The following is a 12,813-nucleotide window of genomic DNA, read 5'->3' as shown; positions in this document are numbered from 1 at the left end:
AACCGCCGCCGACCGGCATCCATCGAAACTGCCATGCGAATGGCCAGGTCCATGATGCTTTCCAAATTGGTCAACCAGTATGGCGAGAGCCCCGAGCAAATCACCGGGGCCGTTCGGCCAAACCAGGAGAGATCCCGGAAACGCGTAATCAGCGCGTCCAGCAGCGCCGGATATCCAGCGGCGTTCGAGGCATCGGCCTCTCCCTGCCACCAGTAGGCAACGTCGATGCGGTCCACGGTCTGGCCGGTCAGCGCCGCGATTTCGGCGAGCGCGGCGGGCACGTTGGCCAGGGTTGCGGTCCACATGTTCGGATCAGCCGCGGCGGCGTCCCATTGCGCAATCGGGATACCGCCACGGCTGATATTGATCACGAAGACCGGCCGCGTCGGATATTCGATCGCGGCCCTGGCGCCGATCATCATGCCCCAGTTGCTCGTGCCTGAGGTCAAATGCAGCCGCCTGATTTTGCGTTCGCCGACCGGGCTTGACCCCGTGGCGCCCACTGGCTCACCCTCCACGATCAGCATCCCGCGCTCGGCCTCCGACAATCGTCGAAGGCACAATGGACCCAACCCCCGGCCGGTGGGGGCCCTTTGGGACGCCGGTCCCCCCGGAAGCGGGGGCCTTGTCGCAAGCCGTTCATGAATGACCGCGTCACGGTCGAGCCGATGAAGAGCTGCGAGAACACTGACGCGGGGCAAATCTACCTCATGGTTCAGTTTGTCGGGTTTCTCACTGATGCGGCCAGGGCCCGGGTTTTGTCGCCCACCCGGCAGCGCTGCCGGGTGCATTTCCAGCGCAATGCCCCGGCCCATGCCGACAAGAACAGTCGCAGCATTCGCCGGAAAAACGATCCGCCGGATGGTTTTCCGGCCCGGCTCATTCTCAGCCGCCATCGCCACGGCCTTGGCCCAGCCGGATCACGCTGCGGCCAAGACCCGGTGGCGACGGGTGGCGGACCGGCGCGAACTCCCCGCCCTGCCCCACACCGCGCGCCGTTGCACGCGAGGGCTGCAATCGAGCGCCTGACCGGAGGAATCAGGGACGCACGAACGTCGTCGGGATTTTTCCAGACGAGGCCTCGATCCGGAGATTGCTCGGCGCGATCTTGAGGGAGCAGACCGAGGAATGGACCGTCCAGAGAGGCCGTTACATGCCCCCTGGAAACCCTCGCGCCCGTTTGCGATGTGGTGATCCTCAGCCCGCTTGCGGCGCTGCGCGACTGACCTGCGCGGCCCGCATTTGAGCCCGAAGCCCACCGCCAGCCACAGCACTCCACGGGACGGCATCGCCGTGCATCATCGTGACGTGATGGCGCCCGCCCATGCCACCCGTTCTTCCGTCGCGACCTCATTACGCAGCCCCCCAAGCCGCCCTCATCGCGCGGAGAGCCGGGTTCGGCGGCCCATTGCCGAGAGGGCGAGCGCAGCCCATGCGGCACGGCGGGACGTTTGTTGCGCGGATCGAGAAGGCCGGGGCGGCCCGCCTTTTCCTCGGTGTCCTGCATCCGTCGCATCATGGCGGAAATCGTCAGTCGGGCAATGCGCCCCGCATCAGCGCGTGAAAGACAAAGGGCGAGGCGTCACGCCGGGACAGATCGGCACATCGGCCAGGGCCAAGGCGGGTTCCCGTTGCTTGCGGCGCTTGTCGTTGCGGACTTCGTCCAGCTTCGCGGCCAGATCCTTTTCCTTCGCCCCGGCAAAGGTCAGCCCCGCGCGTGTTTCGCCCCGGTCCTGCAAGGGATCGCCCCGAGCATCGCCTTTTCCGGTCTCCGAAGGACGTCTTGGGTCATGTTTCATGCCCCATCCTGTCCCCCATAAAACCTGGATCAGCACCGGACATGGCGAAAGCCTCAGGACAAGGAAAGCGATCTTTCCTTTTATTTCAGCGCCGTCCTGATCGAACGCGGGGGGGCTCGGAATTGGCCGTTGCCCTGTCCCGCCCAAGGCTCGGGGACCGCACCGGCGCCGCGCGGTTGCGCGCGGCGCCCCGGTCCGCAAGACGCCCGCGCCGCTCAGCGATGGGCCAGATATTCGGCCGAAACATATCCCGAAATCTCGGGCCGGTCGGTCAGGCTGACCCGGCACCAGACCCTGCCCTGCCGCGTCACGCAGCCGCCGCGGGTCAGACGCGTTCCGTCCGGCAGGCCGATGATGATCTTGTGCGACAGCCCCGGGCCGTCGCGCAGCTTCAAAAGATCATCCGGCCCGGCGCCCCTGACCACGGCGCCATTGCCCGCCATGCAGCCGGCCACAAGCAGGAAAACGAAAAGAGCCACAAGAGAAGGTCGCATGATCTGTCCTGGTTCGTTTCCCCCCGCATACGACATCCTTGGCCGCGAAGAAAGCCGTCGCCTGCGCCGGACTTAGCGAAGCAGCCGCTGCAGGCGGGGACGCAGGCGCAGGAAGCGGCGATAGGCCGCCTCGAAGGCCGGGGCAAGCGGCGGCCAGCCCGCAAGACGCCCGAGCGGACGCAGCAGCGGGATCGCCCGCCACATCGCGGCAAAGGCCGCCGCACCCGAGAGCAGCCTGCCGTCTTCCCGCGCATGAAACCGCGCCAAAAGCTCGGCCCGATCGATCGGACAATCCGCCTCCGCCGCGCCAAGATCGACGAAATCGATCGCCCCGCGCCGATCCAGCCGCCGCATCAGCGCGATCTCGCGCAGGCAAAGCGGGCAGCCGCTGTCGAACCAGACCGTCAGACGGGGCGTCATGCCGGGCCTCGGGGCGCGGCAAAGGGGTTTCGTGTCATCGCGGGCTCCGGAGTGCATTCTCCGGATATGGGGCGGCCGCCGGAAATTGCCACGGGCAACGGCACCCCGGCCGGGAAACACCGCGGCGGGATCGTTTCCCGGGCGGGCCCCGCAAGACCAATCCCGCGCAAGACAGGGCGGCGCAAGAAAAGGCCCGGTCCCGCGGGGGGCCGGGCCGGGATGGTGCGGAACCGGGGCTCAGGCGTCTTTCGACGGTTTCTCGCCCGGTGGCGTGTAGGTGTGGATCAGCACATAATAGCAATAGGCCGCAGCCCCGATGAACAGGATCGGCCAGAGGATGCCGCCCAGGAACACCGCCTCGAACACGGCCCAGCCGACAAGGAAGATCACGGGCAAAAGCCGCATCGGCAGCGGGCGCAGCATGGGATGATCGATAATGGCCAAGGATGGTCCCTCCCTCGGGTCGGTATGAGGCTTGCACAAGGCGCCCCTTGCGCCCTGCGCGCAAGATCTTTGCCAGGCGGGGGGCAAAGTCAATGGCACGCGATGCCGCCCCCGGAGGTGAAAAGGCCCCGCAGGCGGCGGGGCCTTTCCGATCTGCGACCGGCCTTCGGGGGGTCAGGCGCGCAGATCGAAGCGGTCGGCCTGCATCACCTTGACCCAGGCGGCGGTGAAATCAGTCACGAACTTGCCCGCGGCGTCGTCTTGCGCGTAAAGCTCGGCATAAGCGCGCAAGATCGCATTCGAGCCGAAGACCAGATCGACGCGGCTGGCGCTGTATTTCACCGCCCCGGTCGCGCGGTCACGCAGCTCGTAGCCGCCCGCAGCCTTGTGCCAGCTCAGCCCCATGTCGGTCAGCGTGGTGAAGAAATCGGTGCTCAGAACGCCCGGACGGTCGGTGAAGACGCCCTGCGGATTGCCGCCGTGATTCGCGCCGATCACCCGCAGACCGCCCACGAGCACCGTCATTTCCGGCGCGCTCAGCCCCATCAGCTGCGCCCGGTCCAGCAGCAGCTCCTCGGGCGAGACCGCGTAATCCGCCTTCAGCCAGTTGCGGAAGCCGTCATGCACCGGCTCCAGCACGTCAAAGGACGGGCCGTCGGTCATCGCCTCGGTCGCGTCGCCGCGGCCCGGGGTGAAGGGAACTTCCAGCGCGAAGCCCGCCGCCGCCGCGGCCTGTTCCACGCCCAGATTGCCCGCCAGCACGATCACATCGGCCACCGAGGCCCCGGCCCCCGCTGCGATCGGTTCGAGCACCGCAAGCACCCGCGCCAGACGCTCGGGCTCGTTGCCCGCCCAGTCCTTTTGCGGCGCCAGCCGGATGCGCGCGCCATTCGCGCCGCCGCGATAATCCGACTGCCGGAAGGTGCGCGCCGAATCCCACGCCGTCGCCACCAGATCGGCGACCGAAAGCCCCGCGGCGGCAATCTGCGCCTTGACCGCGGCGACGTCCCAGCCGGTCGGGCCCACGGGCACCGGATCTTGCCAGATCAGATCCTCGGCCGGAACATCGGGGCCAATGTAACGCGCCTTCGGACCCATGTCGCGATGCAGAAGCTTGAACCAGGCGCGCGCAAAAGCGTCGTCGAAGGCCTTGGGATCACTGATGAATTTCTGACAGATCGCGTTATAGACCGGATCGACCTTCATCGCCATGTCGGCATCGGTCATCATCGGATCGTGGCGGGTGGTCAGATCGGTCGCATCGAGCGGCTTGTCGGTCTCGGCAATCGTCACCGGCTTCCACTGCCAGGCGCCCGCGGGGGATTTCGTCAGCTCCCAGTCATGGCCGAAGAGCATCTCGAAATAGCCCATGTCCCAGCGGGTGGGATGGGTGGTCCAGGCGCCCTCGATCCCCGAGGTGACAGCCTGCGCCGCCCGTCCGCCCTGATGCGGGTTCGCCCAGCCCAGGCCCTGATCGGTGACATCGGCCGTCTCCGGGTCCGGCCCCAGCGCCTTGGCATCGCCATTGCCATGCGCCTTGCCGACGGTATGGCCGCCCGCGGTCAGCGCCACGGTTTCTTCGTCATCCATCCCCATCCGGGCGAAAGTCTCGCGGACATGAAGCGCCGTGCGGGCCGGATCAGGCGCGCCGTTCACGCCTTCGGGGTTGACATAGATCAGCCCCATCTGCACCGCGGCCAAGGGGTTTTCCATCGTCTCGGGCTTGCTCAGATCGCCATAGCGGCCCTCGGAGGGCGCCAGCCAGTCCTGTTCCGCGCCCCAGTAGACGTCTTTTTCCGGCGCCCAGATATCCTCGCGGCCAAAGCCGAAGCCAAAGGTCTTCAGCCCCATCGATTCATAGGCCACCGTGCCCGCAAACAGGATCAGATCGGCCCAGCTGACGGCATTGCCGTATTTCTTCTTGATCGGCCACAGCAGACGCCGCGCCTTGTCCAGGCTGACGTTATCGGGCCAGGAATTCAGCGGCGCGAAACGCTGGTTGCCGGTATTGCCGCCGCCGCGCCCGTCCGCGGCGCGATAGCTGCCCGCCGCGTGCCAGGCCATGCGGATCATCAGCCCGCCGTAATGACCCCAGTCGGCCGGCCACCAGGGCTGGCTGTCGGTCATCAGCGCCGCCAGATCGGCACGCAGCGCCGCCACGTCCAGCCCCTTGACGGCGGCGCGATAATCGAACCCGTTCAACGGATTCCCCTTGGCATCATGCTGATGCAGGATGTCGAGGTTGAGCGCATTCGGCCACCAGCTGGTGTTCGACACCCCCGCCGCCGTCACCGCGCCATGCATCACCGGGCATTTGCCGGTCGCCCTGTCCTTGCTGTCCATCGTGTCCTCCGCTGGATTCGTTGCTGTTGCGATGAAACTAGAAGGCGATTTTGATAAATTCCAATTGCATTATCTGAAGCCAGCGATAACTTTCCATTATGATAAACCTATCGATGAAACAGCTTCGCTATTTCGATGCGGTGGCGCGCAGCGGCCATTTCGGCCGTGCGGCCGAGGAATGCGCGATCTCGCAGCCGGCACTCTCGGTGCAGATCCGCGAGATGGAGCAGACGATGGGGGCGGCGCTGTTCGAGCGCGGCCCGCGGCAGGTGCATCTGACGGCGCTGGGCGCGGCGATGGTGCCGCGGGTGCGGGCGATCCTGCGCGCGGTGGACGAGCTCTCCGATCTGTCGCGCGCAGCGCAGGGGCGGCTCTCGGGGCGGCTGCGGCTGGGCGTCATTCCGACGATCGCGCCCTATCTTTTGCCCGCGCTGGTCGGCGCGCTGGCGCAAAGCCATCCGGAGCTTGAGCTGGCCCCGCGCGAGGCGGTGACGGGCAAGCTGATCTCGGCGCTGATCGAGGCGCAGCTGGATGCGGCGATCCTGGCCCTGCCGGTCTCGGAGCCCGCGCTGGCCGAGGTGCCGCTTTTCACCGAGGATTTCGTGCTGGTGCGGCCTGCGGCCGAGGCGGGCAGGCCCGTGCCCTCGGCCGAGGCATTGCCGAAGATGCGGCTGTTGCTGCTGGAAGAGGGGCATTGCTTCCGCGATCAGGCGCTGGCGTTTTGCAAGGTCGGCGGCGTGACCCCGCGCACGGTGATGGAGGGGTCGTCGCTGGCCACGCTGACGCAGATGGTCGGCGCCGGGATCGGGGTGACGCTTCTGCCCGAAATCGCGCTGCCGGTCGAGACGCGCTCGGCCCCGGTGTCGGTGGCGCGTCTGGCCGCGCCTGCGCCGTCGCGGCGGGTGGGGATGGTGTGGCGCCGCTCCTCGCCCTTGGCCGCGCAGCTGGCCGAAGTGGCGGCGGTGATCGCTCAGGTCGGCACGGCGCTGCGGGATCGGGCCGAGGCGATGTGAGGCGGCGATCCGGGTTTCAGGCGGAGTTTCGGGCGGAACAGGAAACGCGATCCGCGTTTCCCCGCCCGTGCGCGACCGCGGACACAAGATCGCATCCCCAGGCGCAACAGAGGCCAGCGCCCGTCCCGGCGGGCGAGAAGCGCCCGCCATGGGCGGGGCGGGCGCTGGCCGAGGGCCTTTGGGCCCCCGGCGGTCACGGGACAGCCGTTGCGCCGGACCTCGGCGATGGCCTCGGTCAGATCGCCTTCAGAACAGCTTCTTGTCCAGCCCGGTCCGGATCAGACCCAGCGTGATCAGCGCAGCCCCGGTGACGGCGATGAGATACACCTCGACCCGCGGCAGGGTGAAATGGTTCAGCCAGATCACGATGCCGACATGCAGGAAATAGATCCCGGCCGAGAGCGTGCCGATGGGCAGCCGCGTCAGCCAATCGGGAAAGCCCCGCGCCTTGACGCCAAGCGCGACCAGAAGCGGGCCGGTGACGGCGGCGGTCAAAAGCGTCTCGGGCGCCAGCGGATGGTCGCCGCCCAAGGCCTTCATCAGCTCGGATTCGCCCACGACCGACACAAGCCCGATCAGAGAGCCCCAGAAGGCGACCCGCAGGGGAATGCGCTCCACCAGCCCGCTGCGGCGGCTCATGTAGCCGATCAGATAGAACGGAAAGCCCATCAAAACGCCATTCTTCGCATCGGGCCAGAAGCCGCGCGGCAGGATGTAGAACCCGATCGCCCATTGCAGCGCGAAACCTGCCAGCAGCACCGCAATCGCAATCGTCCAGATCGCCCGGTCGGAAAGCCGCCAGACCAGCTGCGACAGCCCCACCGCGATCGCCAGGCCGACCAGAAACCACAGATGCCAATAGCCGAAGACCCAGAATTTCGCATATTCGATCAGCCCGTGGTCCCAGACCGTCTGCCACCAGGCGGGCAGGTAAATCGCCAGCCAGAGGAAATGCAGCTTCAGATAGCGCCCCACCAGCTTGACCGAGCGCCCCGGCACCTCGGGGCGGAAAGTGTAGCCCGCGACGACGAAAAACGCCGGAACCGCGATCCGCGCCAGACCATTGCCAAGCGCCCACATCGCCTCGTCGCTGACACCGCGAAACGGGTTGGCATGGATCGTCACGACAAGCAGCGCCAGAAACAGTTTCAGCAGATCAAGCCCGATCAGGCGTTGCGTCTTGGGGGCGGTGGCGGTCATGGAGCTCTCGAAGCTGTGATCCCCCTGCCCTAGCGCCGCCGCCGCCCCGGATCAAGGCCCGCCATCAAGGCCCGGGTGAGCCCCCGGGTGAGCCAACGTGCCGCCTGCCCGGGGGCTTGCGAAACCGCCACGGTGCAGGCAGGAAAGGCCAAAGACCAAGGAGCCCCCCATGTCCCGCATCTTCCGCGAGGGTCACCGCACCTTCTACCTTGCCGCGATCCTCTTTGCCGTCGTGGCGATGTCGCTTTGGGGGCACTGGATCGCCGCCGGGCTGACCGAGGGCCTCCTGCCCAGCCGTGCGATGCCGATCGACTGGCACGCGCATGAGATGATCTTCGGCTATGGCGGCGCGGTGCTGGCGGGGATTTTCCTCGCCTCGGCGCCGAAAGCGCTGCAGGGGATCTATTTTCCGGCGCTGGCCGGGCTGTGGCTGGCCGGGCGGCTGGCGATCGCCTTTTCGGCCTTCATCCCCGCGCCCGTCGTCGCGCTGATCGATCTGGGCTTCGGCGTTCTGGTCATGGCGAAGATGGCATGGCCCGTCGCGCGGCTGAAGAAGCTCGAAACGCTCTCCTATCTGGGCATCTTCCTGTTGCACTGGGTCTCGGACCTGATCATGCATCTGGACTGGATGGGGGTTGCCCCGGGCCTTGCGCCCAAGGGCGCGATGGCGGGGCTGATGGCCTGTGCGACGATGAACGCGGCCTTTGGCGGCAAGCTGACCGCGGGGCTGACCCGCAATGCCATGGTGCACAAGGGCGAGACCGCGCTGCCGCGGCCGAGCGGGCTGGACACCTGGGGGCCGATCTTCACCGCCTTTTGCGTGCCCGCGGCCTTCTTGCCGCCGCGCGCCTTTGGCGCGGTGCTGGTGCTGGCCGGGGCGACGAACCTGTTCCGCGCGATGGGCTTTCGCAATGGCTGGGCCTTCAAGCATGATGCGCTGCTCTCGGGCTTTCACATCGGCTTTTTGTGCCTTGGCACCGGGCTTTATGCGATGGGCATGGCCGGGGTGATGTCGATGGAAATCTATCCGGGCGCCGTGCACCTGCTCGCCATCGGCGCCGTCGCGGGCCTGTCCTCGGCGGTGATGATCAAGATGAGCCTTGGGCAATCGGGCCGCCGCTCGGTGGCGACCGGGCCGCTCAAGGCCGCGGGCGGGCTTTTGATCGCGGCGACGCTGCTGCGCGCCTTTGGCGAAGATCCGAGGACGCTCATTGCCTCGGCGGCTCTGTTCGTCGCCGCCTATGGCGCGATGCTGGTCGGGCTTTGGCCCGCGCTGACTGGCGAGAAACTGCAACCCGGCACGCCGGGGGCGCGGCCCTTGGGCCACGGCCCGAAGATCAGGGATCAGGGCGCGGGCGACCAGGCCTGAGCCTGCGCCGGACCCAGCCGCAGCAGATCGACGGCCCTGGCCCCGATCTGCGCTGCGATCTCCTCGGCGGTTTGCGGTTTCAGGTAGAACGCGGGCACGGGCGGCAGGATGATGCCGCCCATTTCCGTCACCGCCGTCATGTTGCGCAGATGCGCCAAGGTCAGCGGCGCTTCCCGCGCCAAAAGGATCAGCGGACGGCGCTCCTTCAGCTGCACCGAGGCCGCGCGCGTCAGCAGATTGTCATCCAGCCCATGGGCAACGGCAGCGAGCGAGCGCATCGAACAGGGCGCGACGATCATCCCCGTCACCGGGCATGATCCCGAGGCAATCGCCGCGCCGACATTGCCGATCGCATGGTGATGCGCCGCCATCCCCTGCAGCCGCTCGAGCGCGCCCGCATCGGCCTCGGTCGCGAAAGTCAGCTTCGCCGCCGACGACACCACCAGATCGATTTCCGCCCCGACCTTGCGCAGCGCCTCGGCCACCGCCAGCGCCAAAAGTGCCCCCGAGGCACCGGAAACGCCCAAGACCACGCGGGCGCTCATTTCACACCGCCGGGGAAATGGCGCTTCAGAAGCGTCTCGGCAAAAGCCGTATCCTCGGGGCGCATCTTCATCACCGTGCCCCATTCGCGCGTGGTTTCCGTGCCGATCTTGTTCGTCGCATCAATGCCGATCTTGCCCGCCAGCCCCTCGATCGGCGAGGCGAAATCCAGATAATCCATCGGCGTGCGGTCCAGAATGACCGTATCGCGCGCCGGGTCCATCCGCGTGGCCATCGCCCAGGCGATGTCATCCCAGTTGCGCGGGTCGATGTCCTCATCCACCACGATGATCATCTTCGTATAGCTGAACTGGGCGAGCATCCCCCACAGCGCCATCATCACCCGTTTCGCCTGACCGGGGTAGCGCTTGGCGATCTGCACCACCGCGATGCGATAGGAACAGGCGGCAGGCGGCAGGAAGAGATCGCGGATCTCAGGGATCTGCTGGCGGAAGACCGGCATCGCCAGATGGTTGAACACCTCGCCGATGATCGCGGGCTCATCCGGCGGCCGGCCGGTGTAGGTCGAGAGGTAAATCGGGTCCTTGCGATGCGTCAGCGCCGAGACGCGCAGCACCGGGAAAGGCTCGACCGAGTTGTAGTAACCGGTGTGATCGCCAAACGGCCCCTCGGGCGCGGTGTCATTGGGGTGAATCCAGCCCTCGATCACCATTTCGGCGTCAGCCGGGACCATCAGCGGCACGGTTTTCGCGGGCACCAGATGGCTGCGCGCGCCGCGCAGCACGCCCGAAAAGGTGAGTTCCGAGACCTGTTCAGGCAGCGGCAGCGCGGCCGAAAGCAGCGTCGCCGGATCGGCGCCCAGCACCATCGCTACCGGCATCGGCTGCCCCGCGGCCAGCCAGCTGCGGTGATGCGCCGCCCCGCCGCGATGCGCCAGCCAGCGCATGATGATGCTTTCCGGCCCATGCAGCTGCGCGCGGTAGATGCCCAGATTGTAGCTCATCACCGCATCGGCGGCGCTGCCATGCGGGCGCGTTATGACGACGGGCCAGGTGAAAAGCCGCCCGCCATCGCCGGGCCAAAGCTTCTGCACCGGCAGATCTTCCAGATTCAGCCCCCGGCCCGGCTCCAGCACCACATCCTGCACCGGGCCCTTTTTCGAGACATTCACCCGCGTCGAAAGCGCCGCCTTCAGCATCGGCAGGCGGGAAAACGCATCGCGCATCCCCTCGACCGGGGCGGGCGATTTCAGATCCGCCAGAAACTGGCCCAGCTCGGGCACCTGATCGAGCCGCAGCCCCAGCCCCGCCGCCACCCGGTCGGTGGTGCCGAAAAGATTGGTCACCACGGGAATCGCAGACCGCGCCCCCGAAGGCAGCACCGGCGCGTCGAAGCGCAGCACCGGCCCGCCCTGTTCCAGCACCGCGCGGTGCACCGCCGACATCTGCAGATCGGTCGCGACGGGTTCGGGAATCGCCCGCAGATCGCCCTTCGATTTCGTCCAGGCCAGAAAGGACCGCAGATCGGTGAAAACGGGCAGGCTGCGCATGGGGTCCTCCGGAAGGTCTTGGGTCCGCTAGCATCCCCGGTTAAAGAGAGGTTTGATATTGATCAAGTTGCCGCATTGTGAGCCGCGTTAAAGCAGCCCATCTAGCGGAGGGGCCATCCGCCCGACGAAAGGAGCGCCATGTCCGACCATGACCAGACGATTCCCCGCCTGCCCAGCCTGATGGGACGGGCGATGCGGCCCCTGCCGCTGGCCCCGCTCTCGGTGACGCTCTCGATGCTGGCGCGACGGATTGCCACACGCCACCCCGGGCTGTTCGCCCGGCTGGGGCAATATCGCGAAAGCCGCTTCCTTCTGGACCCCACCGATCTGCCCTTCCTGCTGCTGCTTGACCTGCGCGCGGGGGGCGTGAAAGTCAGCGCGCATCGCAAGCCGCCGATGGCCGAGGCGCGGATTGCCGGGCCGATCGCGGCGTTCCTTGGCATGATGCACGGCGCCTATGACGGCGATGCGCTGTTCTTCTCGCGCGATCTGGTGGTCGAGGGCGACACCTCGGCCGTGGTCGCGCTGCGCAATGCGATCGACGATGCGGAACTTGACCTTGCCGCCGAACTGGCCGAGATGGCGGGTCCGCTGAAACCCTTCGTTCAACAGGCGGTGAGCCTCGCCGAAAAGGGCTCGGGCGTGGTGCTGCACCGCGTCGATACGCTGGCAGGAGACTGGACATGATGGAACTTGTTTGCCCCGCGGGAACGCCTGCTGCGCTGCGCGCGGCGGTCGAGGCGGGGGCGCATGCCGTCTATTGCGGGTTCTCGGACGAGACGAACGCGCGCAACTTCCCGGGGCTGAACTTCTCGACCGAGGAGCTGACGGCGGCGGTGTCGGGGGCGCACAAGCGCGGTGCCAAGGTGCTTGTCGCGCTCAACACCTTCCCGCGCGCGGGCGCCGAAAAGCTGTGGCATCAGCGGCTGGCCGATGCCGAATCCGCGGGGGTCGATGCGGTGATCCTCGCCGATATCGGTCTGCTGGATTACGCCGCGACGCATCATCCGAAGCTGCGCCGGCATCTGTCGGTGCAGGCGGCGGCCTCGAACCCCGATGCGATCAACTTCTACGCCGAAACCTTTGACGTGAAACGGGTTGTCCTGCCGCGCGTGCTGACGGTGCAGGAAATCGCCGCGATCAGCAAGGAAATCAACGTTGAGACGGAAGCCTTTGTTTTCGGAGGGCTTTGCGTGATGGCCGAGGGGCGCTGCGCGCTCTCTTCCTATGCCACCGGCCTGTCGCCGAACATGAACGGCGTCTGCTCGCCCGCCTCTCACGTCGTCTATGCCGAGGAAGGCCCGGATCTGGCGGCGAAGCTGGGCGGCTTCACCATCCACCGCACGCCCAAGAACGAGCCCGCGCCCTATCCGACTTTGTGCAAGGGCTGCTTCACCTCGGGCGAACAGACCGGCCACGTGTTCGAAGATCCGGTGAGCCTTGACGCCCGCCACCTGATCCCGGCGCTGGCCAAGGCGGGGGTGACGGCGCTGAAGATCGAGGGGCGGCAACGCTCGCGCGCCTATGTGGCCGAGGTGGTGCGTGCCTTCCGCGCCGCCACCGATGCGCTGGCCGAGGGCCGCGATCTGCCGCTGGCCGAACTTGCCCGGCTGACCGAGGGCCAACAGGCCACGGCCGGGGCCTATGCGAAGACCTGGCGTTGAGGATTTGAAGATGA

At 67.2% G+C, this 12,813-nt stretch carries 13 protein-coding genes and 1 pseudogene; 5 read left to right on the top strand and 9 right to left on the bottom strand.

All coding sequences use genetic code 11. The features are described from left to right. On the bottom strand, nt 1-527 hold a 527-nt coding region (locus LY44_RS14695; RefSeq protein WP_146707252.1), incomplete at its 3' end, for a sialate O-acetylesterase. A gap of 213 nt (nt 528-740) precedes the next feature. On the opposite strand from LY44_RS14695, the pseudogene LY44_RS14690 reads away from it, so the two are divergent. Then, nucleotides 741-1,226, top strand: a pseudogene (locus LY44_RS14690) (transposase); the annotation flags it as partial. A 327-nt stretch (nt 1,227-1,553) separates the two neighbouring features. On the opposite strand, the gene LY44_RS14685 reads toward LY44_RS14690, so the two are convergent. The 5 genes from LY44_RS14685 to katG form a co-directional block, all read right to left on the bottom strand. Further along, entirely contained in the window at nt 1,554-1,835 is a 282-nt protein-coding gene (locus LY44_RS14685) for a hypothetical protein (RefSeq protein WP_146707251.1), read from the bottom strand. 179 nt (nt 1,836-2,014) lie between these two features. Then, a complete protein-coding gene (locus LY44_RS14680) occupies nt 2,015-2,293 on the bottom strand; it encodes an SH3 domain-containing protein (protein ID WP_055209413.1) in 279 nt (92 codons plus the stop codon). Between the two features lie 72 nt (nt 2,294-2,365). Beyond that, nucleotides 2,366-2,713 (bottom strand): thiol-disulfide oxidoreductase DCC family protein, encoded by a 348-nt coding sequence (locus LY44_RS14675; protein WP_055209414.1) that lies wholly within the window; start codon nt 2,711-2,713, stop codon nt 2,366-2,368. 237 nt (nt 2,714-2,950) lie between these two features. After that, complete coding sequence (locus LY44_RS14670; RefSeq protein WP_146707250.1) at nt 2,951-3,157, bottom strand: DUF3329 domain-containing protein; 207 nt, start codon at nt 3,155-3,157, stop codon at nt 2,951-2,953. Between the two features lie 174 nt (nt 3,158-3,331). After that, entirely contained in the window at nt 3,332-5,500 is a 2,169-nt protein-coding gene (gene katG, locus LY44_RS14665) for a catalase/peroxidase HPI (RefSeq protein WP_055209416.1), read from the bottom strand. Nucleotides 5,501-5,598: 98 nt separating this feature from the next. On the opposite strand from katG, the gene LY44_RS14660 reads away from it, so the two are divergent. Next, nucleotides 5,599-6,513, top strand: coding sequence for a hydrogen peroxide-inducible genes activator (locus LY44_RS14660; RefSeq protein ID WP_055209417.1), 915 nt, complete (start codon nt 5,599-5,601; stop codon nt 6,511-6,513). 246 nt (nt 6,514-6,759) lie between these two features. Here LY44_RS14660 and LY44_RS14655 read toward each other — a convergent pair whose 3' ends face one another. Beyond that, nucleotides 6,760-7,713: an acyltransferase family protein gene (locus LY44_RS14655; RefSeq protein ID WP_055209418.1), complete on the bottom strand. Its 954-nt coding sequence runs from the start codon at nt 7,711-7,713 to the stop codon at nt 6,760-6,762. A gap of 169 nt (nt 7,714-7,882) precedes the next feature. On the opposite strand from LY44_RS14655, the gene LY44_RS14650 reads away from it, so the two are divergent. Next, nucleotides 7,883-9,082 (top strand): NnrS family protein, encoded by a 1,200-nt coding sequence (locus LY44_RS14650; protein ID WP_055209419.1) that lies wholly within the window; start codon nt 7,883-7,885, stop codon nt 9,080-9,082. Here the strand turns inward: LY44_RS14650 and LY44_RS14645 are convergent. Next, entirely contained in the window at nt 9,058-9,627 is a 570-nt protein-coding gene (locus LY44_RS14645; protein WP_055209420.1) for a UbiX family flavin prenyltransferase, read from the bottom strand. The two genes, LY44_RS14650 and LY44_RS14645, sit on opposite strands and share 25 nt — an antisense overlap. Further along, entirely contained in the window at nt 9,624-11,135 is a 1,512-nt protein-coding gene (locus LY44_RS14640) for a UbiD family decarboxylase (RefSeq protein WP_055209421.1), read from the bottom strand. Before LY44_RS14640 ends, LY44_RS14645 begins: the two co-directional genes overlap by 4 nt. Before the next feature lie 138 nt (nt 11,136-11,273). On the opposite strand from LY44_RS14640, the gene ubiT reads away from it, so the two are divergent. Both ubiT and ubiU read left to right on the top strand, forming a co-directional pair. Then, nucleotides 11,274-11,822, top strand: coding sequence for a ubiquinone anaerobic biosynthesis accessory factor UbiT (gene ubiT / locus LY44_RS14635; protein WP_055209422.1), 549 nt, complete (start codon nt 11,274-11,276; stop codon nt 11,820-11,822). Then, nucleotides 11,822-12,799 carry a ubiquinone anaerobic biosynthesis protein UbiU gene (gene ubiU / locus LY44_RS14630; protein WP_055209423.1) on the top strand — a complete coding sequence of 326 codons (978 nt, stop codon included), beginning with the start codon at nt 11,822-11,824 and terminating at the stop codon, nt 12,797-12,799. The genes ubiT and ubiU overlap by 1 nt, the downstream gene beginning before the upstream one ends. The last annotated feature ends 14 nt before the right edge of the window (nt 12,800-12,813 follow it).

It is taken from the genome of Rhodobacter capsulatus (assembly GCF_003254295.1).
Lineage (GTDB): Bacteria > Pseudomonadota > Alphaproteobacteria > Rhodobacterales > Rhodobacteraceae > Rhodobacter > Rhodobacter capsulatus.
The sequence above is the reverse complement of the archived record's forward strand: the minus strand, read 5'-3'. Positions and strand labels throughout refer to the sequence as shown.

Bases quoted from the DNA above. Each gene is read 5' to 3' on its own strand.
- LY44_RS14680 (WP_055209413.1), bottom strand. From the start codon at position 2,293: ATGCGACCTTCTCTTGTGGCTCTTTTCGTTTTCCTGCTTGTGGCCGGC.
- LY44_RS14675 (WP_055209414.1), bottom strand. From the start codon at position 2,713: ATGACGCCCCGTCTGACGGTCTGGTTCGACAGCGGCTGCCCGCTTTGC.
- katG (WP_055209416.1), bottom strand. From the start codon at position 5,500: ATGGACAGCAAGGACAGGGCGACCGGCAAATGCCCGGTGATGCATGGC.
- LY44_RS14660 (WP_055209417.1), top strand. From the start codon at position 5,599: ATGATAAACCTATCGATGAAACAGCTTCGCTATTTCGATGCGGTGGCG.
- LY44_RS14655 (WP_055209418.1), bottom strand. From the start codon at position 7,713: ATGACCGCCACCGCCCCCAAGACGCAACGCCTGATCGGGCTTGATCTG.
- LY44_RS14650 (WP_055209419.1), top strand. From the start codon at position 7,883: ATGTCCCGCATCTTCCGCGAGGGTCACCGCACCTTCTACCTTGCCGCG.
- LY44_RS14645 (WP_055209420.1), bottom strand. From the start codon at position 9,627: ATGAGCGCCCGCGTGGTCTTGGGCGTTTCCGGTGCCTCGGGGGCACTT.
- LY44_RS14640 (WP_055209421.1), bottom strand. From the start codon at position 11,135: ATGCGCAGCCTGCCCGTTTTCACCGATCTGCGGTCCTTTCTGGCCTGG.
- ubiT (WP_055209422.1), top strand. From the start codon at position 11,274: ATGTCCGACCATGACCAGACGATTCCCCGCCTGCCCAGCCTGATGGGA.
- ubiU (WP_055209423.1), top strand. From the start codon at position 11,822: ATGGAACTTGTTTGCCCCGCGGGAACGCCTGCTGCGCTGCGCGCGGCG.